General features: G+C 73.4%; 21 protein-coding genes. 13 read left to right on the top strand and 8 right to left on the bottom strand.

What is annotated here, in order from left to right:
- Nucleotides 1-8: 8 nt before the first annotated feature.
- The 3 genes from ACOOHC_RS13545 to leuC are packed head-to-tail and all read right to left on the bottom strand — an operon-like array spanning nt 9 to nt 3489.
- The gene (locus tag ACOOHC_RS13545) at nt 9-1409 is read right to left on the bottom strand and encodes a protein kinase domain-containing protein (RefSeq protein ID WP_420450938.1); all 1401 of its coding nucleotides are present in this window, start codon (nt 1407-1409) and stop codon (nt 9-11) included.
- Nucleotides 1410-1468: 59 nt separating this feature from the next.
- Entirely contained in the window at nt 1469-2056 is a 588-nt protein-coding gene (gene leuD / locus ACOOHC_RS13540) for a 3-isopropylmalate dehydratase small subunit (RefSeq protein ID WP_420450937.1), read from the bottom strand.
- Nucleotides 2053-3489 carry a 3-isopropylmalate dehydratase large subunit gene (gene leuC / locus ACOOHC_RS13535; RefSeq protein WP_420450936.1) on the bottom strand — a complete coding sequence of 479 codons (1437 nt, stop codon included), beginning with the start codon at nt 3487-3489 and terminating at the stop codon, nt 2053-2055. Before leuC ends, leuD begins: the two co-directional genes overlap by 4 nt.
- Before the next feature lie 206 nt (nt 3490-3695).
- Here leuC and ACOOHC_RS13530 point away from each other — a divergent pair, with 206 nt between their 5' ends.
- Nucleotides 3696-4373 carry an IclR family transcriptional regulator gene (locus ACOOHC_RS13530; protein ID WP_420450935.1) on the top strand — a complete coding sequence of 226 codons (678 nt, stop codon included), beginning with the start codon at nt 3696-3698 and terminating at the stop codon, nt 4371-4373.
- 55 nt (nt 4374-4428) lie between these two features.
- Nucleotides 4429-5472, top strand: a complete 1044-nt coding sequence (locus ACOOHC_RS13525) for an OmpA family protein (protein WP_420450934.1) — start codon at nt 4429-4431, stop codon at nt 5470-5472.
- Between the two features lie 61 nt (nt 5473-5533).
- Here ACOOHC_RS13525 and ACOOHC_RS13520 read toward each other — a convergent pair whose 3' ends face one another.
- A complete protein-coding gene (locus ACOOHC_RS13520) occupies nt 5534-5791 on the bottom strand; it encodes a hypothetical protein (RefSeq protein ID WP_420450933.1) in 258 nt (85 codons plus the stop codon).
- Nucleotides 5792-5988: 197 nt separating this feature from the next.
- Between ACOOHC_RS13520 and ACOOHC_RS13515 the strand changes: the two genes are divergently transcribed.
- From ACOOHC_RS13515 to nadC, 4 genes are all read left to right on the top strand, one after another.
- Nucleotides 5989-6771 carry a hypothetical protein gene (locus ACOOHC_RS13515; RefSeq protein WP_420450932.1) on the top strand — a complete coding sequence of 261 codons (783 nt, stop codon included), beginning with the start codon at nt 5989-5991 and terminating at the stop codon, nt 6769-6771.
- A 20-nt stretch (nt 6772-6791) separates the two neighbouring features.
- Complete coding sequence (gene nadA, locus ACOOHC_RS13510) at nt 6792-7793, top strand: quinolinate synthase NadA (RefSeq protein ID WP_420450931.1); 1002 nt, start codon at nt 6792-6794, stop codon at nt 7791-7793.
- A 112-nt stretch (nt 7794-7905) separates the two neighbouring features.
- Nucleotides 7906-9579 carry an L-aspartate oxidase gene (locus tag ACOOHC_RS13505; RefSeq protein WP_420450930.1) on the top strand — a complete coding sequence of 558 codons (1674 nt, stop codon included), beginning with the start codon at nt 7906-7908 and terminating at the stop codon, nt 9577-9579.
- Nucleotides 9580-9679: 100 nt separating this feature from the next.
- Nucleotides 9680-10594: a carboxylating nicotinate-nucleotide diphosphorylase gene (gene nadC / locus ACOOHC_RS13500; RefSeq protein WP_420450929.1), complete on the top strand. Its 915-nt coding sequence runs from the start codon at nt 9680-9682 to the stop codon at nt 10592-10594.
- A 78-nt stretch (nt 10595-10672) separates the two neighbouring features.
- On the opposite strand, the gene ACOOHC_RS13495 is transcribed toward nadC, so the two are convergent.
- The 4 genes from ACOOHC_RS13495 to greA all read right to left on the bottom strand — a co-directional run bounded on the left by ACOOHC_RS13495 (nt 10673) and on the right by greA (nt 15028).
- Nucleotides 10673-11767 carry an FKBP-type peptidyl-prolyl cis-trans isomerase gene (locus ACOOHC_RS13495; RefSeq protein ID WP_420450928.1) on the bottom strand — a complete coding sequence of 365 codons (1095 nt, stop codon included), beginning with the start codon at nt 11765-11767 and terminating at the stop codon, nt 10673-10675.
- A gap of 170 nt (nt 11768-11937) precedes the next feature.
- A complete protein-coding gene (locus ACOOHC_RS13490) occupies nt 11938-13500 on the bottom strand; it encodes an ABC1 kinase family protein (RefSeq protein ID WP_420450927.1) in 1563 nt (520 codons plus the stop codon).
- Complete coding sequence (locus ACOOHC_RS13485) at nt 13497-14336, bottom strand: alpha/beta fold hydrolase (protein WP_420450926.1); 840 nt, start codon at nt 14334-14336, stop codon at nt 13497-13499. The genes ACOOHC_RS13490 and ACOOHC_RS13485 overlap by 4 nt, the downstream gene beginning before the upstream one ends.
- Before the next feature lie 242 nt (nt 14337-14578).
- Entirely contained in the window at nt 14579-15028 is a 450-nt protein-coding gene (gene greA / locus ACOOHC_RS13480; RefSeq protein ID WP_420450925.1) for a transcription elongation factor GreA, read from the bottom strand.
- A gap of 73 nt (nt 15029-15101) precedes the next feature.
- Between greA and ACOOHC_RS13475 the strand changes: the two genes are divergently transcribed.
- The 7 genes from ACOOHC_RS13475 (at nt 15102) to ACOOHC_RS13445 (ending at nt 25130) form a co-directional block, all read left to right on the top strand.
- A complete protein-coding gene (locus ACOOHC_RS13475; RefSeq protein WP_420450924.1) occupies nt 15102-17471 on the top strand; it encodes a hypothetical protein in 2370 nt (789 codons plus the stop codon).
- A gap of 87 nt (nt 17472-17558) precedes the next feature.
- Nucleotides 17559-18551, top strand: coding sequence for a 3-isopropylmalate dehydrogenase (locus ACOOHC_RS13470; protein WP_420450923.1), 993 nt, complete (start codon nt 17559-17561; stop codon nt 18549-18551).
- A gap of 82 nt (nt 18552-18633) precedes the next feature.
- A complete protein-coding gene (locus tag ACOOHC_RS13465) occupies nt 18634-19551 on the top strand; it encodes a branched-chain amino acid transaminase (RefSeq protein ID WP_420450922.1) in 918 nt (305 codons plus the stop codon).
- A 178-nt stretch (nt 19552-19729) separates the two neighbouring features.
- A complete protein-coding gene (locus tag ACOOHC_RS13460; RefSeq protein ID WP_420450921.1) occupies nt 19730-21826 on the top strand; it encodes a WD40 repeat domain-containing protein in 2097 nt (698 codons plus the stop codon).
- 143 nt (nt 21827-21969) lie between these two features.
- Entirely contained in the window at nt 21970-23565 is a 1596-nt protein-coding gene (gene cimA, locus ACOOHC_RS13455) for a citramalate synthase (RefSeq protein WP_420450920.1), read from the top strand.
- 73 nt (nt 23566-23638) lie between these two features.
- The gene (locus ACOOHC_RS13450) at nt 23639-24163 is read left to right on the top strand and encodes a hypothetical protein (protein WP_420450919.1); all 525 of its coding nucleotides are present in this window, start codon (nt 23639-23641) and stop codon (nt 24161-24163) included.
- A 13-nt stretch (nt 24164-24176) separates the two neighbouring features.
- Nucleotides 24177-25130, top strand: a complete 954-nt coding sequence (locus tag ACOOHC_RS13445) for a DNA-3-methyladenine glycosylase family protein (RefSeq protein ID WP_420450918.1) — start codon at nt 24177-24179, stop codon at nt 25128-25130.
- Nucleotides 25131-25145: the final 15 nt, after the last annotated feature.

Below are 25145 nucleotides of genomic sequence, written 5' to 3'. Positions count from 1 at the left end.
AGCGCGACCTAGGGAGCGGCCGGCTCGGTGGCCGGCGGCTCGGGCGCCGCCGGCGGTTCGGTGATCACGGGCGCCTCGGTGACGACGGGCGCCGGGGTGGGGACGGGCGCCTGCGTGGCGATCGGCGCCGGTGCGGTTTCCGGCTCGGGAGCGGGTTCCGGTTCCGGTGCGGGCGCCGGCGCCGGCGCGGCGGCGACCGAGTCGACGACCGACGGGGTGCTCGTCGCGACCGGCGACGGGTCGGTCTCGGGAACCGACGACGAGGCGGGCTCGTCGGGGCTCGGGTCCTCGTCGCTGATCCCGGCGAACACGACGAGGGCGATCATCGTGGCGATCAGCAGGCCCGCGACCACGAAGATCCACCACCCTCCGCGCCCGGGCGAGAGGTCGCGCGCCTCCGCCGGCCGACGTCGGTCGCCCGACGACGCGTGCACCCGCCCGGTCGACGAGCGCGACCCCGGATCGTCGCCCGCCACGCTCGGCATCACCGTGGTCGCCCCCGCCGCGGTGATCGGCGGGACGGCCGGGGTCTCCGACGTCGTCGCGTCGGGGATCGACCGAGGTGGGGTCGCGGCCATCGGAGCCGTCACCTCGTCGGCGACCCCGCCCGCGAGGGTGGACCCGAGAGCGTCGCGCAGCATCTCGGCGCTGTCGAAGCGGTCCTCGAGCGCCAGCGCGGTCGCCGTCGCGAGCACGGCTCCGAGGTGCGGGTCGACGCCGCGGGCGTCGTGGGCCGCGTCGAGCAGGTGGCCGTCGGGGCGGTCGGTCGAGGGAGGCGGCCGGGTCCCGGTCACCGCCTCGTAGAGCACCACGCCGAGCGAGTACACGTCGGTCGGCGGCCCGAGCGGGTGCCCGGCGGCCTGCTCGGGCGACACGTACGCACGTGTCCCCATCACCATCCCGGCCGAGGTCAGCGCGTCCTCGATCTCGTCGAAGCGCTGTGCGATCCCGAAGTCGGCGAGCTTGGCGTGGCCGGCGCCGTCGAGCAGCACGTTCGACGGCTTGACGTCGCGGTGGACGATGCCGTGGCGGTGGGCCGCCTCGAGCGCGCCGGCCAGATCGACCCCGATCGCCGTGACGCGGGCCGAGCTCATCGGGCCGTCGGCGGCGAGGCGCTCCGCCAGCGAGCCGCCCTCGACGAGCTCCATCACGAGGTAGAGGACCCCGTCGGCCGACCCGGCGTCGAGCACCGTCACCGCGTTCGGGTGGCTGAACCCGGCCGCCGTGCGCGACTCGATCTCGAAGCGCTGTCGGGCGGCGGGATCGGCCGAGCGGGCGGCCTCCTCGTCGAGCAGCTTGATCGCCACGTCCCGCCCGAGGCGCTCGTCGTGGGCCCGGTGGACGCGAGCCGACCCACCGGTCCCGATCCGTGGTCCCAGCCGGTACCGGCCGCCGATGAGGTCGGTCATCGGCTCGGACGGTACCGCTGCGCGACGGCGTCCGGACCGCGAGCCGTGACGTCGAGGGCTCAGCCGGGCAGGTACGACGGCCGCGCCGCCTCGTAGGCGTCGATCGCGCCCGACTTGCCGAGGGTGATCCCGATGTCGTCGAGACCGTTCAGGAACCGGTGCTGCACGTCGGACGCCATCGGGAAGGGCTCGGAGATCCCGGCGGCCGGCACCTCGACGACGAGGCGTCGGACGTCGACGACGATGGCGGTGAGCGGGTCGGCCTCGATCGCGTCCCAGATCGCCTCGACGACGCCCTCGCCCAGCACGACCGGCACCAGGCCGTTCTTGGTGCAGTTGTTGCGGAAGATGTCGCTGAAGCTCGGCGCGATCACCGCGTCGAAGCCGTACTGCTGGATCGCCCAGACGGCGTGCTCGCGCGACGACCCGACGCCGAAGGCCGGCCCGGCGACGAGGATGCTCGCCCCCGAGTAGCGCTGGTCGTTCAGCACGAAGTCCTGCTCGTCGCGCCACGCCGAGAACAACCCCTTCTCGAACCCCGTCCGCTCCACCTGCTTCAGCCACACCGCCGGGATGATCTGGTCGGTGTCGACGTCGCTGCGCTTGAGCGGGACGCCGGTCCCGTCGACGATCTCCACCGCCTTCATCGCGCACCTCCCGTCGCGTCGCTGCCCGTCGATCGCTCGTCGAGGTCGGACGGGGTGCAGAACGTGCCCCGGACCGCCGTCGCCGCGGCGACGGCGGGCGAGACGAGGTGGGTTCGTCCGCCGGGGCCCTGGCGACCCTCGAAGTTGCGGTTGGAGGTGCTCGCCGCGCGCTCGCGCGGGGCGAGGCGGTCGGGGTTCATCGCGAGGCACATCGAGCACCCGGGTTCGCGCCAGTCGGCCCCGGCCGCCGTGAACACCTCGTCGAGGCCTTCGGCGATCGCCTGCTCGCGCACCCGGTGGCTCCCGGGCACGACCATCACCCGCGGCACCGTGACCGTGCGGCCGCGCATCACCTCGGCCGCAGCGCGCAGGTCCTCGATCCGGCTGTTGGTGCACGATCCGATGAACACGGTGTCGACGGCGACGTCGCGCATCGAGGTGCCGGGTTCGAGGCCCATGTACTCCAGCGCCCGCCCGATCGTCTCGCGCGCCGTCGGGGTGGCGGCGCTCGCCGGATCGGGGATCGGGGCGTCGATCGGCGCGACCTGGCCGGGGTTCGTCCCCCACGACACGTGGGGGACGATCGACGCCGCGTCGACGACGACCTCTCGGTCCCACGTCGCGTCGTCGTCGGAGACGAGCTCGCGCCAGTCGGCCACGGCGGCCTCCCACCCGGCTCCGGACGGGGCGTGGTCTCGCCCGCGCAGGTAGTCGAACGTGGTCTCGTCGGGGGCGATCAGCCCGGCCTTCGCCCCGGCCTCGATCGACATGTTGCACACCGTCATCCGGCCCTCCATCGACAGCGCGCGGATCGCGGAGCCCCGGTACTCGATGACGTGTCCGAGCCCGCCGCCGGTGCCGATCTGCCCGAGGATCGCGAGGATCACGTCCTTGGCCGTCACGTCGGGCGCGAGCTCGCCGTCGACGGTCACCGACATCCACCGGGGCCGCTCCTGGGGGAGGGTCTGGGTGGCGAGGACGTGCTCCACCTCGCTGGTCCCGATGCCGAACGCGAGCGCGCCGAACGCGCCGTGGGTCGCGGTGTGCGAGTCGCCGCAGACGATCGTCATCCCCGGCAGGGTTCGCCCCTGCTCGGGTCCGATGACGTGGACGATCCCCTGATCGGGGTCGCCCATCGGGAAGTTGGTGATGCCGAACTCGGCGGTGTTCGCACGGAGGGTGTCGACCTGGCGAGCCGAGATCGGGTCCGCGATCGGCTGGTCGATGTCGGCGGTCGGGACGTTGTGGTCCTCGGTGGCGATCGTCAGCTCCGGGCGCCGGACCGAGCGGCCCGAGATGCGCAGGCCGTCGAAGGCCTGGGGGCTGGTGACCTCGTGGACGAGGTGCAGGTCGATGTACAGCAGGTCGGGCTCACCGTCGCCCGACTGGACGAGGTGGCGCTCCCACACCTTCTCGGGCAGTGTCTTCCCCATGTTCCGCTCCTCCTCGGACCGGGGCGCCCCCGGTCGTGCTCGCTCCTCGGCGGCGGTCTCGTGCGACCGCTCGACGTCGACCCCGGCTCGCGTCGTGGTCGTTCGGGTTCCCGTGTCCGCGGCGCCCATCTCGGGGTGCCGTGCTCCTGGACGCGTCCGAGATGTGCTCTCATGCGTCCCACATCGTGAGATACGCTTCTCTCGATATGGACATCGTAACCGGAGTGGGCGTCCTCGACAAGGCGGTGCGGGTGCTGCGCGCCGTCGGTGACGAACCGCAGCACCTGAGCCGCCTGCAGACCACGACCGGCCTGCCCCGCGCCACCGCCCACCGACTCGCCACCGCCCTCGAGCGGCACCGTCTGCTGCGCCGGGGCGACGACGGCGCGTACGAGCTCGGCCCGGGGCTGGTGGAGCTCGGGCGGCTCGCACGCGATCGCTCCCCGCTCGTCGAGCGCGCCCGTCCGATCCTCGCCGAGCTGCGCGACGCCACCGGCGAGAGCGTCCAGCTCTTCGTCCGCGACGGCGACGGCCGGCGCTGCGTCGTCTCGATGGAGACCCCGCACGGCTTGCGCTGGATCGTGCCCGAGGGGGCGCTGCTCCCGCTCGACGCGGGCTCGGCCGGTCACGTGCTGAGCGCGTCGGTCGCGGCGGGCGATCCGACCCCCGGGTGGGTGCACAGCGTCGGCGAGCGCGAGCCCGGCGTCGCCTCGGTGAGCGCCCCGGTCGTCGTCGGCTCGGGCGAGGTGGTCGCGGCGGTGTCGGTGAGCGGCCCGATCGAGCGGCTCACGCGTCGACCCGGGGCCGTGCACGGCGCCGCCGTGGTCGTCGCCGCCGAGCGCGTCGCGGCCGCCGTCGACGGCGGCGGTCCGTCGACCGGATGATTTGGTACCGTCGCGGGTACCGAGTGGATTCGACCAGGACGGAAGCGGGCCGGACGTGTACACCTACGACGACGACTACCAGGAGGAGCGAGGGGCCGGCAAGATCGCGCTCGCGATCGGTGTGGTGGCGCTGATCGCGCTCCTCGTGTGGTTCCTCATCCCCCGCGTGTTCGGCGGCGACGACGTCGCCATCGCGCCGACCGCGGACACGTCGCCCACGGCCGACACCGCCGTCGGAGACTCCACGCCGACGAGCGATGTCGGCACGGCCTCCTCGTCGCCGGACGACGATGACCGGGCCGCGTCGGTCTCGACCGACGTCGACACGACCGGCACCGCCTCGACCGACACCGATACCGACACCGACACCGACACCGACACGACCGAGGTGAGCGACTCGTCGCCGCCCATCGCCGAGCGCGCCACGGAGACGTCGGACGTCCCGTCGGAACCCGACGAACCGGTGGCGACGAGCGATGCGCCGCCGGCCACGACGCCGCCGACCACGGCCGCACCCGAGCCCGCGCCCGGAGGTGACGGACCCTCCTACCCCGTCCTGGAGGACGGGTCGCCGGCGCCGATCGTCGCGATCTTCGACGGGCCGACGATCACCGTGACCGGTCAGGCCCCGAGCCAGGAGGCGGTCGACCGCCTGGTCGCGCTCGCCAGCGCGAACAGCGCCGTCCCCGACCCCACCGTGGTCAGCCAGCTGACGATCAACCCCGACGTCCCCCTCTCGATCGGTGTGCGGGTGATCGAGGTGCAGTCGGTCCGGTTCCCGGAGAGCAGCTCGGAGGTGACGCTGGCGCACGCCGCCCAGCTCAACCGCGCCGTCGCGATCATGGACGCTCTGCCGAACACCACCGTGCTCGTGGTGGGTCACTCCGACCAGCGTGGCGACCCGGCGCGCAACTACGTGCTGTCGGCGGCGAGGGCGCAGAGCGTCGTCGACTTCATGGCATCGCAGGGCATCGAGCCGTCACGGATGGCGTCGCGCGCCGTCGGCGCGACGGACCTGCTGACGATCGAGGACGACGACGTCGCCCTGGCGCTGAACCGGCGGACCGAGTTCGTGTTCTACGGCCTGCTCGCGAGCTGATCGGGGCCCGAGATCATCGGGTTCCCGCCCGACGAGGGACGCCCGGATGCGGGCGGCGGCGTCAGCCGCCGGCGTTGTCGATCGCGACCTGGGGGTTCCGGTTGGGGTCGCCCGGGCTGTCGAGCGACGCCTGGAACGCTCCGAGGGCGTTGGTGCGACCGTCCTCGTCGAGCTCGGCGGACATGATCCGCTGGACCGAGGGCTCGAGGTCGCCACGTGTCGTCACGATCTCGTGCGCCAGCTGCTCGCTGGCCGACAGATCGTCGATCGGGTCGGTGCCGTTGTGCCACCGCGAGGCGGCGACCTTCTTCTTGGCCATCTGGTTCTCGCTTCCGGTCGTGGACGAGCCCACCCTACGGTCTCGCCGCTCGGACCGGTGGGGCCGACCCGGGGCGACGACGGCGCGAGGGCCGTGGGGCGCGTCGGCGTCGGGCGACCCGGGCCCCGCCGACGACGTCGGGCTCGGCCCGCTCGAGGTGCGACGTGGGAGGCGTCGGGGTCGGCTAGACATCGCGGATGGAACGCCGCACCACCTCCCGCCTCCCCCTCGCGCTGGCCGTCGTCGTGCTCGCGCTCGGCGCGTGCAGCGACGACTCCGAGGGGTCCGAGTCCGAGGTGACCGTGCCGGCGGTCGCGCCCGGCGAGTCGGTCGTTCCCACGTCCGTCCCGACCTCGACATCCGTCGAGGAGGTGTTCACGACCACGGTGCCGATCTCCGCGGACGGCGACGCCGCCGACCCGAGCCCGCCGCCGACCCAGCCGGCGCCGGCCGCGGGATCGGCGGTGACGTCGGAGACCGCCACCTCCACCGCTCCCTCCACCTCCACCGCTGCGGACACCGCGGGGTCGATCACGACGACGCCGGGTTCGGACGAACCGGCGACGACCGCGCCGACCGGCACCTCCGGATCGGCGGAGGCGCCGGCGGACGACGGGTTCGCGATCGACGCCTTCCCGTACGACCTCGTCGACCGCCTGGGCTTCGACGCCATCGGTTGCTGGGTGACGCGCTCCGACGACGCCCGGCGACCCGTCTTCTTCAGCGGGTTCGACGGCGCCCTGATCGTGGTGGACGGGGCTCCGGTCACCCTCGGCCCCTCGGGTGGCGCCGACGGCGCGGCCCCCCGGATCACCGCCGGCACGTCGTTCGTCGGCGACGGGTACACCGTGACGTTCTCCGAGGTCGGCGAGCAGCGCTCGACGAGCATCGAATCCTCCGAGCAGGACGTGTCGGTGTCGGTGGCGGATCCCGGCGGGAGCGTGACGCGACTCGACGGCCTCCTCGGGTGCGGGGTCTGACACCACCTACGCTCCACCGGATGGCTGACGCGATCGCCCCGACCGGTGTCGAGATCCTCCCGAGCGACTGGCGCGAGCAGGTGCTCGCGCTCGCCGAGGAGAAGGACGCGGTGATCCTCGCTCACAACTACCAGCTCCCCGAGATCCAGGACGTCGCGCACCACACCGGTGACTCGCTGGGGTTGTCGCGCCTCGCCGCCGAGGTCGACGCCTCGACGATCGTGTTCTGCGGCGTCCACTTCATGGCCGAGTCCGCCAAGATCCTCAGCTACGACAAGACGGTGCTGATCCCCGACGAGAAGGCCGGGTGCTCGCTCGCGGAGACGATCACCGCCGACCAGCTCAGGGCGTGGAAGGCCGAGCACCCCGACGCGGTCGTCGTGTCGTACGTGAACACCACGGCCGCGGTGAAGGCCGAGACCGACATCTGCTGCACGTCGTCGAACGCGGTCGACGTCGTGCGGTCGATCCCCGACGACACCGAGGTGCTGTTCGGGCCCGACCAGTTCCTGGGGGCTCACGTGCAGCGGATCACCGGTCGCGAGAACATGCGCATCTGGATGGGGGAGTGCCACGTGCACGCGGGGATCAACGGCGCCGACTTGCGCGATCGCGTCGAAGCCGAGCCCGACGCCGAGCTGTTCGTGCACCCGGAGTGCGGGTGCGCGACGAGCGCGCTGTACCTGGTCGGTGCCGGCGTCGTCCCCGAGGAGAGGACGAAGATCCTCTCGACCGGGGGGATGATCACCGCGGCGCGCGAGACGTCGGCCAGCACCGTGCTCGTCGCCACCGAGACCGGGATGCTGCACCAGCTCGAGCGGGCGGCGCCCGACGTCCGCTTCGAGCCGGTGAACCGGGCGGCGGTGTGCAAGTACATGAAGATGATCACGCCGGCCAAGCTGCTCCGCTCGCTGCGCGAGGACCGCGACGAGGTGACCCTCGACCGCGACGTCGCGGACGCGGCCCGTCGGTCGCTGGAGCGGATGGTGGCGACCGGCACCCCGTCGCCCACCGCCGAGTGACCCGCCCCGTCCGCGGTCCGGTCGTGCTCCGCTGCGGGGTGCGCCCGGGTCCGCGACCGGACGTCGGCGAGCGAGAGGTGGGCGGATGGGTCCGACCTGGCACGATCGGTCGATGGCACTCCCGCGCCGCCTGAAGGCCCCGCCGACCACCTGGCAGCGCGACGTCGACGTCGTGGTGATCGGATCCGGTGCCGCCGGCTTGTCCGCGGCGCTCGCCGTGCGGCCCGTCCGCAGCGTCCTCGTCGTCACCAAGGACGTGCTCGAGGCCGGCTCGACGCAGTGGGCCCAGGGCGGGCTCGCCGGGGTGCTCGACCCGGCCGACTCGACCGAGAACCACGTCCGCGACACCCTCGTCGCGGGCGCCGGTCTGTGCGACGAAGACGTCGTGCGCACGCTCGTCGAGGAGGCGCCGGCGTCGATCCGCTACCTGATGCGCCTGGGCGCCGCCTTCGATCCGAGCCACGACCCCGTGCCGCGGCCCGGACTCGACATCGACATCGCGCTCACGCGCGAGGGAGGCCACAGCCACGACCGGATCGTCCACTCGGGCGGCGACCGCTCGGGCGCCGAGGTGCAGCGCACGCTCGAAGAGTCGGCGCTCGGCGCCGGCGTCGACGTGATGAACCACACGTTCGCGCTCGACCTCGTGATGGGTGCGCGGGACCCGGAGCGCGTCGCCGGGGTGCGCGTCGCACGCACCGACGTCGACGGCGTCGTGACGTCGGTCGGCACGATCACGGCGAGCGCCGTCGTGATCGCCAGCGGAGGGTACGGCCAGGTCTTCGCGTCGACGTCGAACCCCCCGGCCGTGACCGGTGACGGGATCGCGATGGCGCTGCGCGCCGGCCTCGCGGTGCGCGACCTCGAGTTCGTCCAGTTCCACCCGACGGTGCTCTGGCGCGGCCCGGGTGCGCGAGGCCAGCAGGCGCTCGTGTCCGAGGCCGTCCGCGGTGAGGGGGCGATCCTGTACGACGCCGCGGGCGTGCGGGTGATGGCCGGCGTCCACCCCCAGGAGGACCTCGCGCCGCGCGACGTCGTCTCCGCCGCCATCAGCGCACGCATGGCCGAGGCGCCCGGTGGGGTCGACGACCACGTGTTCCTCGATGCCACCCACCTCGGCGCCCGGTTCCACGAGCGCTTCCCCTCGATCACCGCCGCCTGCCGTGAGATCGGCATCGAGCCGGCGACCGAGCGCATCCCGGTCGCTCCGGCCGCCCACTACAGCTGCGGAGGGCTCACCGCCCGGCTCGACGGGACGACCGCGATGCGCGGGCTGTTCGCGGTCGGCGAGGTCACCTCCACCGGCGTCCACGGCGCCAACCGGCTCGCCTCGAACAGCCTCACCGAGTCGATCGTCTCCGGCACCCGCCTCGGGCGCGACCTGGCCTGGGAGCTGCCCGACCGGGTCGCTCCGGCTGCCGACGTCGACGAACCGACGGCGGGGGCTCTGCTCGACCCCGTCCGGTCGCGCGAGCTGCGCACGGCGATGTCGCGCCACGTCGGCGTCGTGCGTGACGAGTCGGGGCTCGCGATGGCGCTCGGGGCCACCGGGTCGCTGGCGCGCTCGGCGTCGGGCGACGTCGCGCCGAGCCGGGAGTCGTGGGAGGCCACCAACCTGCTGACCATCGCGAGGGCGGTGGTGACCGCAGCGCTCGCGCGCACGGAGAGCCGCGGCTGCCACCGCCGCAGCGACCACCCGGCGACCGACCCGGCGTGGGTCCGCCACCTGAGCATCGGCCTCGACGCCGTGGGCGACCTCGACGTGGCGACGACCCCCGGACCTTGATCGCCCACGACCACGTCGCTCCCACACGTCGCAGGGAGCGCCCGACCGAGGGCTGGTCGCGCCTCGGAGCCGCGCCGCGCGCCCGCCGTAGGATCGGCGCGTGTTCGTGTACCACCCCCTCGCCGAACCCACCCGGGAGCGGCTGCTCGCCGCCGGCCTCGACCCCGACTCCGTCGCCGCTCTCGTGCGACGCGCGATCGCGGAGGATCTGATCGGCGGGATCGACGTCACGTCGGCCGCGACGATCCCCGTCGATCAGCGCAGCGTCGCCACCTTCGGGGCGCGCGGCGAGGGCGTCGTGGCCGGTCTCGGCGTCGTCGCCGCGGTGATCGACACCGTCTGCGGCGGTGAGGCCAGCGATGTCGAGCTGCTCGTCGACGACGGGGCCCGCGTGGTGGCCGGAACCGAGGTGGCCCGGGTCACCGCACGGACGCGGTCGCTGCTGACCGCGGAGCGCACCGCGCTGAACCTGCTCTGCCACCTCTCCGGGGTCGCGACCCTCACCCGTCGATGGGCCGACGCCCTCGAGGGGACGTCGGCGACGGTGCGCGACACGCGCAAGACCACCCCGGGGCTGCGCGCCCTCGAGAAGCACGCGGTGCGCTGCGGCGGCGGCGCGAACCACCGCATGGGGCTCTCCGACATGGCGCTGGTGAAGGACAACCACGTCGCCGCCGCCGGCGGGGTGGCGGAGGCGTGCGCCCTGGTGCGCGGGCTCGCGACCTCGATCCCGGTGGAGATCGAGGTCGACACCCTCGACGGTCTGCGGGTCGCGATCGCCGCGGGTGCCGACGAGGTGCTGATCGACAACTTCACCCCCGAGCAGATGCGCCAGGCGGTCGCCGTGCGCGACGAGATCGGCCCCGACGTGCGGTTGGAGGCGAGCGGCGGTCTCACGCTGGAGGCGGCGCGCGCCGTCGCCGAGACCGGGGTCGACCTGATCGCGGTGGGGGAGCTGACCCACTCCGCAGCGATCCTCGACCTCGGCCTGGACCTGCGCGAGATCGTCGACTGATCGCCCCACGCCCCCGGTAGGTCCCGCTCGCGTCGCGCTACGGGTCTGACCCGTAACGCGACGCGAGCCCGGCCCGGATCAGTAGACGCCGACGAGCTCGATGACGAAGATCATGTCGGTGTCGGCGGGGAGGCCGCCCTGGGGGTTGCCCTGGGGTCCGAAGCCCTCCTCGGGCGGGATCGTGATCGCCCGGCGACCGCCCACCTTCATCCCGCTCATCCCCTCGAGCAGACCGGGGATCAGCGTCCCGTCCTCCTCGAAGGGGATCTGGATCGGGTCACCGTCCCAGCCGGTCTCGATCGCGACGCCGTTGTCGCCGCGGAAGTTGACGTAGCGGATGATCGCCGTGTCGCCGAGCTCCAGGTCCTCGCCCTCGCCGACGGCGAGGTCCTCGACCGTGGTCGTGTCGACGCCCTCGCCGGTCGACAGCTCGACCCCCGGCTCGGTCGGGACGTCACCCGGCTGCACCGCCTTCACCACGGCGCGCACGTCGATCACGAAGGTCAGGTCCTCGTCCTCGCAGATCACCGGCGGCCGGGCCGTCTCGCCGTAGGCGAGCGGCGCCGGGATGTCGAGCTGGATGCGCTCGCCCGGCTGGCTCCCGACGAGACCCTGCTCCCAGCCCTGGATCACGCTGCCGCGACCGAGGGTCACCGGGAACGGTTCGTCGCGGTCGTAGCTGTTGTCGAACTCGAGGCCGTCGTCGCTGCGCACGCCGACGTAGTCGACCACGACGGTGTCGCCGTCGACCGCTTCGTCGCCCTCGCCCTCCTCGAGCACCGTGCGCACGAGCTCCGTCGGGGGCTCCTCCGGCGTCTCGACCTGCGGCTTGTCCGGACCGGTCGGCGGGGGTCCGGCGTCGCCCGCGTCGGGCTCGGGGAGCGTCTCGCCGTCGGGGACGCACTCCGCCGCGGGCTCGGCGGCGACGGTCCCGGCGGTCGTGTCGTCGGCCGCGGCGGTCCCGTCGGACGGCGTCGACGCAGCGGACGCGGCCTCGTCGTCGCTCGTCGACCCGGTGGTCCCCTCGGTCGGTGCTGCGGCGTCGGTCGAATCGATCGGCTCGGTCGGCGGGGTGCCACCGTCGCTCGTCGCCGGCTGAGCGTCGGAGTCCGACGAACCGCAGGCGGAGATCACGAGGGCGACGAGGAGGGGGAGCACGACGGTCCGACGCATCGTGACGAAGCTACCGGCGCACGTGGCGACGGTGGCGTCGACCCCGGCGCCCTCCCCTCGACGTCCGCCCCGGCGCGCTCCCCGCGCACGCTCGCTCGGCGTCGCGACGCGACCGGACGACGGTGCGCGACGGGCCGCCGGCACGTGGCGGCCCGGCGGCGGGCGACGGCTCAGGACGCCGATGCCACGGACGCCGTGGACGACGGGTCCGACAGGTCGTCGTGGTCGACCGTCTCGAGCCACCGCGCCTCGGCGAGGCCGAGCTCGGTGCTCGGCTCCGCGTCGACGAACGGCCACAGCTCCGCCGCGATGCGGCGGTAGTTCCCCGTCGCCCCGAGCTCGCCCAGGAGCGCGTAGAGCCCGAGGTTGATGCGCTGGATGAATACGAACGCGCGCGGCACGGTGGCGTACTGGCTGATCGGGCTCGAGCGGTCGAAGGTGTGGCGGACCACCGAGCTCGCGTACTGCGGGGTCCACGTCATGTCCGCGTCGGCGCGGACGGTCTCGTAGAACAGCGAGAAGTAGTCGCCGACATCGTCGGTGTCGACGGGGGCTCCGGGGCGCAGCATCCCGGCCCGCTCGACGATGCGGCGGAACTCGGTCGCGTCGTCGTCGACGACCGCCGCACGGACCATCGATGCGAACATCTCCAGCTCGTCACGGGTGAAGTGCTTGACGAGGCCGAAGTCGAGGAAGGTGACCGTGCCGTCGTCGTGGAACAGGTAGTTGCCGGGGTGGGGGTCGCCGTTGAACGCGCCGAAGCGGTACAGCGAGCGGAAGACGAAGCGGAAGATGATCTCGCCCACCCGGTCGCGGACCTCCTGGCCCTGCTCGAGCATCTCCGACCACCGCCGACCGTCGACGAGCTCGGTGGTCAGCACCCGCGAGGTCGAGTACGCGTGGACGACCTCGGGGATCCGCACGAACGGGTGGTCGCGGTAGTAGTCGGCGAAGAGCTGCTGGTTGCGCGCCTCGAGCTCGTAGTCGACCTCGTCGGTGAGGCGGAGCTTGATCTCGTCGACCATCTCGGAGGGGTCGAGACCGCCGAACCCCTGCTGCAGCAGCGCACCGAGCGCGTGGGCGTTGCGCAGGTCCGAGGAGATCGCCTCGGCCACCCCCGGGTACTGGACCTTGACCGCGACGGCCTGCTCCGCGGTCGGCCCGGCTCCCGGCCGCCGGATGATCGCCCGGTGGACCTGGCCGATCGAGGCCGCGGCGATCGGCTGGTCGTCGAACTCGACGAACAGCTCCCCGATCGGTGCGCCGAGCTCCTCCTCGATCGTGCGTCGTGCGAGCTCGGTCGACATCGGCGGGGCGTCCGCCTGCAGCGTCGACAGCGCGGCGCGCAGCGGCTCGGGCAGGCCGTCGTCGAGGTAGCTCGCCATCTGGCCGAGCTTCATCAGCGCTCCCTTCATCTGGCCGAGCTCGCCGACGATCTGCTCCGCCGTGCGGAACTCGCGACGACGGTCGAGCTCGTCGCGGCGCTCGGTCGAGGCGAACGTCTTGCGGGCGGCCGTGGTGGCGTACGTCGACCCGACGCGCGCTCCCATCCGGGCGAGGCGCACGTTGCGCCCGAGCCACGATCGCCCGACCCGGCCCGTCGCGTCGCGCCGGGCGAGGACGACGAGCGCGGCCACGATCGCACCGACGGCGCCGAGCGCCACGAGCCCCCGGTTCCGTCGACGGCGGCAGCGGATCGCGCCCCGGTCGGATCCGACGTCGCGGGCGCTCATCGCGAGCGCTCCTCGACGGACCCGATCGAGCGCAGGAGGGCGTCGACGAACTCGGGACCGTGCTCGACGGCGGCATCGTGGTCGGCGTCGAGGCGTGCCACCTCGGGAGCGTCGAGGAGGTCGAACAGCATGGTCTGGCGTCGGCGGCTCACGACGCGATCGCGCATCGTCACGATGAGCGAGACCGGCACGTCGACGTCGCCGATCCATCCGGTCGAGTCGAACGAGCCGATCGCCGTCCCGGCTTCGAGGAGCATCCGCCAGTCGTGGCTCGACGCCTCCTGCATCGCCCACGGCTCCCAGTCCCGCGACCGCCGTTGCAGGTAGAGCTGGTCGGTGAGCCAGGTGCGCGCCTGCTCGGGGGCGATCCGGGCGAGCGCGGCCAGCCCGCTCGCGCCGAGGAACGAGAGCCGCTCGGCGGGGCGGGTCGAGAACACCGGGGCGGTCGCGCACAGCACCAGGCCGCGCACGAGGTCGCGGTGGCGCCGCCAGAGGAGCTGGGCGATCGGACCTCCCATCGAGTAGCCGGCCGCGACGACGCGCTCGACTCCGAGCTCGGCGATGACCTCCGCCGCGTCGTCGGCGCAGTCCTCGAGCTGGAAGCGCTTCGCGGTGCGCAGTCCCGATCCGTGGCCTCGATGGTCGAACGCGACGACGCGATAGCGCTCCGCCAGCGGTCCGTAGCAGCGGAACCAGTTGAGGTCGGCCGTCGCCGTCCACCCGTGGAGGAGGAGGACCGTCAGCTCGGCGTCGCGCGGGCCCGCATCGCGGACGACGACCGTTCCGAGGTCGCCGATGCGCACGAAGCGACCCGGGGGGAGCGCGGGGGTGCGCACCGTCGCCCGCGCCGTCGCGTCGGTCGCGGTACCGGGTTCGTCGATCGGAGGGGCGGCGGGATCTGTGGCCGTCCGTCCGGTCGGTTCACGACGGCCGCCCGCGACGCCGATCGCGGAGCGGATCGCGCGGGGCGCCACGACGGTGCGACGAGATCGGCCCGAGGTCGACCACGAGGTGGGGCGGTGGCGACGAGACGGGTCCACCCCGCGCACCCGCGTCCGCGTGCGCCGGCGACGTGCGTTCAGAGCGTCTCGACCTTGAGCACGGTCACGGTCAGCGAGCCGTTCGGCGCCTCGTAGGTGACGGTGTCCCCGCCGCTCGCACCCTCGAGCGCCGCCCCCAGCGGGGAGGTGGAGCTGATGACGTCCGCGCCCTCGACCTCCTCCTCCATGTTGCCGATCAGGTAGCGCTCGGCCATGTCCTCCGAGTCACCCTCGTACACGATCGTGTAGACGGGGGCGGCCTCCACGATCTCGGCGTTCTCCAGCAGGTGCTCGAGCTGGCGGATGCGGCCCTCCATGTGCCCCTGCTCGTCCTTCGCGGCGTGGTAGCCGGCGTTCTCCTTCAGGTCCCCCTCCTCGCGTGCGAGCTCGATCTTGTTCGCGACCTCGATCCGGCCGCGGGTGGTGAGATCGTCGAACTCGGCCTGCAACTTGTCGTAGGCGACCTGGGAGAGCTGGGGGTTGGCCATGGGTCGCAGGATAGCGATCGGCCCTCGACGGACCGCCGATCACGCCGGGCTCAAGGACCGTACAGTGCTGCCGATGGACGAGGGGATGGACGACGAGAGCGGATCCGCCGCGCCCCCGTCCCCGGCGCCGGGCGCGCTCGGCCCACCGCCGTCGGGCCCGCCGACGGGTGCGCCGGCTCCGGAACCGGCGTCGGCGTGGGCCGAACCGAGCGCCGATCCGATCGGCGACCTGTGGCCGAGCGACGGCGCGATCGCGGACGACCCCGTGCCGGGCGAGGCGACGGCGGCCGCCTCGGTCCCGGACGACCCGGTCCCGGACGACCCGGGTCCGGCCGTCCCCGTCCCGGACGGAACGGCCGTCGTGGACGCGCACGGCACGGCGGAGGCGGTGGGCGCGACGGCGTCCGGCGGGCACGACGCGGCCGGGCGGGTCGCCGTCGATCCCGCCTCGGTCCGCGACGGGTTCGAGCACGCGCCGGGCGCCGGCCGGCCGACCGACCGGCGGGCGATCGCGCTCGTCGCGGCGGTGGTCGTCCTCGTCGCCGTCGGGGTGGCGACGATCGTCCGCGCGGCCGACCCCTCCATCGCCGGGCAGCTCGACGCCGAGCCCGTGGCGACCGACCAGGTGGCGGCCGCGGGATCCGAGGCGGTCGCCGACGACGCGGTCGACGACGAGGTGGCCCCCGACGGGGCGTCGGCGCCGGGGTCCACCCGCTCGAGCGGCGACGGGCCGCCCGACGGATCCACCGCTCGCCGGGGCGACGCCCCGACCCGGACATCGACGTCGCGACCGGGCGCCACCACGGCGGCGGCGACGACCACGCCCACCACGGACGCCGCACCGGACGCGACCGCTCCCGAGCTCCCCGATACCCCGGCGATCGTGGCGCGCCCGATCCCGGTCGACCCGCCGCCGCCTCCTCCGGCGGCGCCGCCCCCGCCGTGGGCGGGCAGCGTCACCACGACCGGTGCGGGACTCGTCTCGACCGACGTCGGGTGCGCCGCCGACCTGTCCGCCGGCAGCCTCGACGCGTTCTTCGCCGACCGGGTCGGACCGGTGGTCGGTTGGGACTACCAGCACGTGTACCCGCTGGGCGGGGGCCGCCACCTGTGGTTGTTCCAGGATGCGTTCGTCGACCACTCGGGGACGGCGTCGCGGCTCGACGCCGCGAGCTTCGCCCACAACGTGGCGCTCGTCCAGGACGGGGCGTGCTTCCGACTGCTCCACGGCGGCACCACCACCCGTCCCACCCCGTTCGAGCCCGGCACCGGCACGAGGACGCGCGGCACCTGGTTCTGGCCGATGGGCGGCGAGGTGCACGGCGGCCGCCTCCACGTGTTCTGGGTCGAGATGCGCAAGGACGCCGTCGACCCACGCCCCCCCGACGGCCTCGGCTGGCACCCGGTGGCGACCCACGTCGGCACCTACGACCCGACCACCCTCGCCCGGCTGGACTTCCGACGTGCGACCCAGCCGTGGGTCACCCCGATCTGGGGGTACGCGGTCGAGAGCGACGAGACCCACACCTACCTGTTCGGCAACACCTTCGAGCAGAACCTGACCCGCGAGGGCGGGTGGTGGAGCGGCCCCCACAGCGCGACAGCGATCTACCTCGCCCGCGTCCCGAAGGGGGCGATCTTCGACCAGCCGGAGTACTGGACGTCGACCGGGTGGAACCTGGACGAACGCCGAGCGGAGCCGATCCTGCGGCGCCACTGGGCCGAGTTCCCGATGCAGCCGCGCCGCATCGACGGCCGGTGGGTCGCGACCACCGCCGTCGACGGGTACTGGGGCGATTCCTTCGAGCTCGACGTCGCGAACGACCCGTGGGGCCCGTGGACGACGGTCGAGTCGTGGCCCCTCGCGCCGCGCGGCGCGGACCCGAAGATGAACACGTACCACGCCCACCCGATGCCGTGGCGCGACGGAGCCGGTCGGCTCGTCGTGTCGATCTCGAACAACGCACGGGACATGCTCACGGACGCGTACCCGACGCCGTCGCGGTACCGCCCGATGGTGATCCCGGTCGCGTGGCACGACCCGCCGCCGCGGCCGACCACCACGACCACCACGACCACCACGACCACCGATGCGAGCACGACGGTGGCCCCGACCACCCGGCCCACGACCACGACCGCCACGACGACGACCAGACCGACCACGACGAGCACCGCCACGACGACGACCCGGCCCACGTCCACGACGACCCGGCCCACGTCCACCACCACGTCGTCGACGACCGCGCCGCCGACGACCCGACCGACCACGACCCGACCGACCACGACCCCACCGACCACGACCCCACCGACCTCGACCGTCCCCGCGGCGACCACCATCGCGCCCACGGACCCCACCGCCCCGGGCGCGCGCGGCGACGAGGGGTCGGGTGGCGTGGCGGACGGCGCGACGGAGCCCGCCGCAGGGGATCGGATCGCGTCCTGAGCGTCGCGGCGCCTCGCCCCGCGGCCGATGGCGGGCCGTGCACGGGTGGCTCCCACCGCGGCGCGACTCCCTAGGATCCCTCGCCGTATGGCACATGACATCGCAGTGATCGGCGGCGACGGGATCGGCCCGGACGTCACGGCGGAAGCGGTCAAGGTCGTCCGCGCTGCCGGGGTCGACATCGACACCACGGAGTACGACCTCGGCGGCCAGCGGTACCTGCGCGACGGCGAGATCCTCTCCGACGCCACCCTCGACGAGCTTCGCCGCCACGACGCGATCCTGCTCGGAGCGGTCGGCCACCTCGACGTCGCGCCGGGTGTGATCGAGCGGGGGCTGCTGCTCAAGATGCGCTTCGAGCTCGACCTCTACGTCAACCAGCGACCGTTCGCCGGGACCGCGCCCGGCGGGACCGAACCCCACGACTTCGTGGTGATCCGCGAGAACACCGAGGGCCCCTACGTCGGCGAGGGCGGGTCGCTGCGGACCGGCACCCCCCACGAGGTCGCGACCCAGGGGTCGTTCAACACCCGCTTCGGCGTCGAGCGCTGCGTGCGCCACGCCTTCGAGCTCGCCGAGAGCCGCGAGCGGCGCCACGTGACCCTCGTGCACAAGACCAACGTCCTGCAGTTCGCCGGCGGCCTGTGGCAGCGCACCTTCGACGAGGTCGCCACCGAGCACCCCGACGTCGAGACCGCGTACAACCACGTCGACGCGGCGTGCATCTACTTCGTGCGCGACCCGCATCGCTACGACGTCGTCGTCACCGACAACCTCTTCGGCGACATCCTCACCGACCTGGGCGGCGCCGTGTCCGGGGGGATCGGGCTCGCGTCGTCAGCCAACCTCGACCCGACGCGCACGTCGCCGTCGATGTTCGAACCCGTCCACGGATCGGCCCCCGACATCGCCGGCCGGAACCGGGCCGATCCGACGGCGGCGGTGCTCTCGGCCGCGCTGATGCTCGACTTCCTCGGCGAGGCCGACGCCGCACGGCGGATCCGCGGCGCGTGCGCGGATCCCCCCTCGGGCAGCACCACCGAGGTGGGCGACGCCCTCGCCGAGCGCGTGCGAGACTGACGCCCCCGTCGACCCGTCCGTCCGGGTCCCACGTCGTCGGAGCCCGACGGCCCGCGAACCCGCCGACCCACGGAGGAGCACCATGCCCATCACCCCCACCGACAAGATCTGGATGAACGGCGAGATGGTCGACTGGGACCGGGCGCAGGTCCACGTGCTCACCCACGGCCTGCACTACGGCAGCGGGGTGTTCGAGGGGATCCGCGCCTACGCGACCGACGACGGCCCGGCGATCTTCCGCCTGTCCGATCACATCGCACGCATGTTCGACTCCGCACGGATCCTCGGGATGGAGCTCCCGTACTCCCACGCCGAGCTCGTCGACGCCTGCAAGCAGGTCGTCGCCGTCAACGGCCTGCCCTCGTGCTACCTCCGCCCGATCGCGTACCTCGGCTACGGCGAGATGGGTTTGAACACCCTGCCCTGCTCGGTCGACGTCGCGATCGCGTGCTGGCCGTGGGGTGCCTACCTCGGCGACGACGCGGTGACGAAGGGGGTGCGGATGAAGGTCTCGTCCTGGACGCGCCACGACCACAACACGATGCCGCCCGCGGCCAAGACGACCGGGAACTACGTCAACTCGTCGCTCGCCAAGGTCGAGGCGCTCAACGCGGGCTACGACGAGGCGATCATGCTCGCGCCGAACGGACTGGTCGCGGAGTGCTCGGGGGAGAACATCTTCGTGGCTCGGCGGGGCCGGCTGCTGACGCCGCCGCTGTCCGCCGGCGCCCTCGAGGGGATCACCCAGAGCACCGTCATGCGCATCGCCGACGACCTCGGGTTCACCACGGTCGTCGACAACGTCGCACGCAGCGACCTGTACGTGGCGGAGGAGATCTTCGTGTGCGGGACGGCGGCCGAGGTCAGCTCGGTGAACTCCGTCGACGACCGCCCGATCCCGTGCCCCGGCCCGATGACGACCGCGATCGCGGAGCGCTACCAGGAGGTCGTCTCGGGTCGGGTCGACGGCTACGAGGACTGGTGCGAGCGGCCCGTGTGAGCGATCCGGGCTCAAGTCGCGCTCCCGGGCGGCCGACACCACCTCGGTGAACCACCGCGAGGTCCGCCTCCTGCGTGACGCGCTCCCACGTGGTCGGTCGTGTCCCGCCCCGCCGCACGGGGCCGCTGCGCACCTCCTCGGTCGGGGAGCGGTCGTGCGACGCTCGACGAGCACGCTCGTGGCCCTCGGACTCGTGCTCGCATCCTGCGGCGGCGGCGTCGCCTCGGACCGCACGACCCCGCCGTCCGAGCGCTCGCCGTCCGACTCGACCGGGGTGATCGGCGCGACCGACCTGAGCGACGTGGGCGGGACCGCCGGTGAGACCGGATCGGACGCGGCGATCGACGGGCAGCCGGGCGCCGAGGTGGCGTCCCTGCGCGGCGAGGTGGTGCGGCGCGTTGGTGCGGGTCGCGCGACGATGGCGGTCACGCGCTCCGCGACGACGCTGGTCGCCACGACGACGGGCGTCCACGTCGGCGCCGTCGCGACCGGCGAGTTCGCCGAGCTGCCCACGGAGCTCGCGGGTCGCGTGGATCGGATCGCCGTGAGCACCGACGGGACCCTGCTCGCGCTCCACGGCGACGACGGTCGCCTCGAGATCTGGTCGAGCGAGCGGGCCGATGCCCCTGTCTCGACGTTCGACGGGGTCGGCGTGTTCGCGCTCGACGGGGACCGCCTCGTCGTCGCGTCCGAGACCTCGCTGGAGGTGGTGGCGCTCGGCGGCGACCCGCTCCTGCCCGACGCCGGCGCCCGGCTCGAGGCGCCGATCGGCGCGCTCGCGGTCGCGGCCGAGGGCCGAGTCGTGGCGAGCTTCGGCAGCGACGAGAGCTCGGGCATCGTGATCTGGGACGGCGTGGGCGAGGCGAGGACGGTCGCGGACCCCTCGCTCCTCGGCGGGATCGAGCGCATCGACGCGCACCCCGCCTCGGGGCGGGCAGCCGTCGGCGTGCGCGATCCGGCCGATCCGTTCACGTCGACGATCACGGTGCTCGACGTCGCCGTCGGCTCGGTCGCGTGGGCCGTCGAGCTCGCCGGACCGGCGAGCGCTCCGCTGTGGGCAGCCACCGGCGACGGGGGCCTCGTCGTGGCCGAGGAGACGACCGTCGCGATCCACGACGCCTCCGGTGCGCTGACGTCCCGGGTCGAGCTCGCGACCACCGCCACGCGCATCGAGGTCGTCGGCGACGAGGCGGTCGTCGTGCTCACCGACGGCAGCGTCGTGCTCCTCGGCGCCGACGGGGCCGTCGAGGACGCTCCGGACGGGTTCGAGGCGGCGGCCGCGACCGACATCGGCCCCTCGATCACCTCCGTGTCGACGCAGGGGGCGGTGGACGTCCTGCACGGCGGCGAGACGGCGCGCACCGACCGCTTCGCCGCGGGCAGCGTCAACGACGTGGCCCTCGACGATCGGGGTCGCCTCGCCGTCGCGACGACGACGGGGACGGTGAGCCTCGTCGCCTCGACCACCGAGGCGGCGACCGAGCCGGCACTGCTCGTCCACCCCGAGGGCAACGTCGACACCGTGGCCTTCTCCCCGGACGGGACGCGCCTCGCCACCGGGGTCGGGCAGCGCCGTGCGGCGACCTCGTTCGACGACACGGTGAGCACGTGGGATCTCGACTCCGCCAGTCGCACCCTCGAGGTCGGCGGTGAGGCCGAGCCGGTCGCGGGGTGCTCGTTCTTCCGCAACGCCGTGAGGTGGGCGCACGACGGCAGCTTCGTCGTCGCGACCTCCCACGACTCCACCGTCTCGGTCATCGACCCCGCCGACGGGACGGTCCGCCACACCTTCGAGCCCCACGACGACGCCGTGCTCGACACCGCGATCTCGCCGGACGACCGCCTGCTGGTGACCTCGGGCGACGACTCGATCGCTCGGGTGTGGGACCTGACGACCGACGAGCTCGTCGTCGAGCACGCCCTGCCGATGGGAGCCTGGCAGGCGCTCGCGTTCCTCCCGGGCGGTTCCTCGATCGTCGTGCGCGACCTGACCGGGACGATGTCGGTCGTCGACGTGGTGTCCGGGGCGGTGCTGTCGACGTTCGAGGGCTCGACGTCGCGCCGGTCGGCCATCGCCGTGTCGCCGGACGGGCGCCTGGTCGCCTCGGGCGGCGAGGAGGACGAGGTCGTCGTGTGGTCCGTCGCCTCCGGCAGCGTCGTCTCCCGACTCGACGGCCACGACGCTCCGGTGACGTCCGTCGCGTTCGGCGCCGACGGCCGTCTGGCGTCGGGGTCCGCCGACGGGACCGCGATCGTCTGGGCGCTGACGGGCTGACGTCCGCCTCCGGTCGATCGTCGGGCGCTCGCCGTCGTCTCGACCTGTTCGGCGAGTTGACTTCGCCCGGCGCACGGGATTCACTGGTGCGCCCCGGAGGCGCCCCCGCCCGTCGGGCCCCTCCGATGCGACAGGAGATCCGCATGCGACTCGTCGAAGTGTTCGACACGACCCTCCGTGACGGCCTCCAGGTGGAGGGTGTCACCGCCACGGTCGACGACAAGCTGCGCATCGCCGAGCAGCTCGACCACCTCGGCGTGCACTACATCGAAGGCGGCTGGCCCGGCGCGAACCCCAAGGACGTCGAGTTCTTCCGACGAGCCGCCGACGAGCTCGACCTGTCGACCTCCACCCTCGTCGCGTTCGGCTCGACCCGGCGACCGCGCGGCCGCAGCGACGACGACGCCACCCTGCGCAACCTGATCGGTGCCGGCACCTCGGCGGTGTGCATCGTCGTGAAGAGCAGCGAGTACCAGGTCGTCGAGACGCTCGAGACCACCCTCGACGAGGGCGAGGCGATGATCTCGGACTCGGTTCGGTTCCTGACCGCCGAGGGACGACGGGTGCTCGTCGACCTCGAGCACTTCTTCGACGGCTACCGGCAGAACCCCGAGTTCTCGCTGCGTGCGATCGAGGCCGCCGTGCTGAACGGCGCGACCCACCTGGTGCTGTGCGACACGAACGGCGGCACCCTCCCCCACGAGATCGGGCACGTCGTCGCGACGGTCAAGTCCCACGTCGGCGACCACGCGACCATCGGCATCCACTGCCACGACGACACCGGGTGCGCCGTCGCGAACTCGATCGCCGCCGTCGAGGCGGGCGCCGGCCACGTGCAGGGGACGCTGAACGGCCTCGGCGAGCGGACCGGCAACACCAACCTGTCGACGGTCATCCCCAACCTCGAGCTCAAGTTGGGCTACCGGTGCCTGCCCGAGGGGCGCCTCGAACGGCTGACCGCGGTCAGCCACCACGTCGCGGAGACCCTGAACCGCGCGGTCGATCCGCAGGCACCGTTCGTGGGTTCCTCGGCGTTCGCCCACAAGGCGGGGTTGCACGTGTCGGCGATCGTGCGTGCGAAGGACGCCTACGAGCACGTCGCACCCGAGCTGGTCGGCAACGGGACCCGGTTCGTGGTGTCCGAGATGGCGGGCCGCGCGACGATCCAGATGAAGGCCGACGAGATCGGGCTCGACCTCGACGGCGCCCAGGTCGGCACGATCGTCGACGACCTGAAGCGGCTCGAGCACGAGGGGTTCCACTTCGAGGCCGCGGACGCGTCGCTCGAGCTGCTGATGCGGCGCGCGGCCGGCGAGGTGCCGGAGTTCTTCCGCGTCGAGTCGATGCGGGTGATCACCGACGAGCTGCCCAGCGGTGACTTCTCGACCGAGGCGACGGTCAAGGTGTGGGTCGGCAGCGACGGACCCGACGGCGACGACGCGACGCGTCGGGTGTCGGTCGCCGAGGGCAACGGACCGGTCAACGCGATCGACGCCGCGCTGCGCGCCTCGATCGGATCGACCCTCCCTCAGCTCGAGGGGATCCACCTGACCGACTACAAGGTCCGCATCCTCGACGGCGAGCGGGCGACGGAGGCGACGACCCGGGTGCTGCTGTCCGCGAGCGACGGTCGGCGCGACTGGACGACGATCGGGGTCAGCACGAACATCATCGAGGCCTCCTGGCGAGCCCTGGAGGACAGCCTCGTCTACGGCCTCCTCCACCACGATCGCGCCTGACCCCGCCCTCCACCGCCCGGCGCGTCGGTGCGCGATGCGTGCGCGGGGCGGCGGGATGCGATTGACTGGGGGAGTGGCCGCCCCGAAGTTCACCCCCGTCGCTCCCACCGATGCGCCGCGGGCCTACGGGTCGCCCGAGCACGTCCCCGAGTCGTGGATGCCCGACCGTCCCGGTGACATCGTCGGGTTCCAGCCCCACGGCGACCGCCTCGGTGCGCAGGGACCCGACCAGGGGTACGCGATCAAGCTGGCACGTGCTCTGCGGACGGAGCTGCGGTTGCAGCCGGGGGAGGATCTGGACGACGTCGAGCGCGGCTGCCTCGGCGTGGCGCTGCGGCGGGCGTCGATGTTCTCGCGTGCCCCGGTCGTCCACGACCTGACGATCGCGTTCCGGGTGTGGGGGTTCCTCGACGAGAACCCGCCGGCGGAGCTCGTCGCGATGCGGATGCCGCTGTTCGAGGGCCTGCGCCACGTGACCCACCACTACACCGAGGCCCGCGTCGTCGCCGACCAGGTCCCGGTCGAGACGCTGCGCTCGACCCCCGGTGAGGTCGAGGCGCGGTACCCCGACGAGTGGCGCGCCCTGCTGGGTGCGTGACCTCCACTCGCCGGTGACGTCGGCGGACGTCGGCCCGCGCCGCTCGGCTCCGGCGACGCGCGTCCTCCAGGTCGGCGAGATCGACCTCCCGACGACCCTGCAGATGATCGGGATCTACTCCTCGGACCCGACCTTCCGCACCGGCCCGGGCTCGTTCGCGAAGGCGGTGCTCACACCCGACGGGCCGGGGACGATCCACCTCGCGTGGGACCGCACGGGCCGCGTGGAGGTGAGCGCGTGGGGGAGCGGAGCCGCCTGGTTGCTGGAGCGCTCGCCGGCGTGGGTCGGGTTGACCGACGACGTGTCCGGGTTCGACCCGTCGCCGAACCGACGCGTCCGCGACCTGTGGCGCCGCCACGCGGGGATCCGGCTGCCCGCCAGCGGGGTGATCTGGCAGGAGCTCGTGCTGGTGCTGCTCGGCCAACGGGTCACGACCCGGGAGGCGGCGCGCAGCTGGAACCGCCTCTGCCGGACCTGGGGCGAACCCGCCCCCGGCCCCGTCGACCTGTTGCTGCCACCACCGCCGGAGGTCGTCGCGGCGCTGTCCTACGTCGACCTGCACACGCTCAACGTCGATCGTCGCCGGGCGGACGCGATCCTGCTCGCGGCGAGGCGGGCATCGAGGCTCGAGGAGGCCGCCGCGATGTCGACCCCCGACGCGATCACCCGCCTGTCGGCTCTCCCGGGGCTCGGGGTGTGGACGGCGACGGCCACCGTGCTCGCCTCGCACGGTGACCCGGACACGGTGCTGCTGCGCGACTACGGGATGCCCACCCTCGTGAACTACGCGTTCACCGGCGACGCGACCCACCTCGACCCCGACCGCGGTGGAGACGAGATCATGCTCGGCCACCTCGAGCCGTGGCGGGGGCACCGCCAGAGGATCATCCGGCTCCTCTACGCGGCCCGGATCACCGCGCCGCGGCGGGGCGCTCGACGAGCGAACCCCGACATCCGCACGATGTGAGCCCCCGGCTCCGGG

It is taken from the genome of Ilumatobacter sp. (assembly GCF_965215205.1).
GTDB lineage: Bacteria > Actinomycetota > Acidimicrobiia > Acidimicrobiales > Ilumatobacteraceae > Ilumatobacter_A.
Note: the sequence above shows the minus strand (reverse complement) of the source record. Positions and strands in the feature narration are given on the sequence as shown.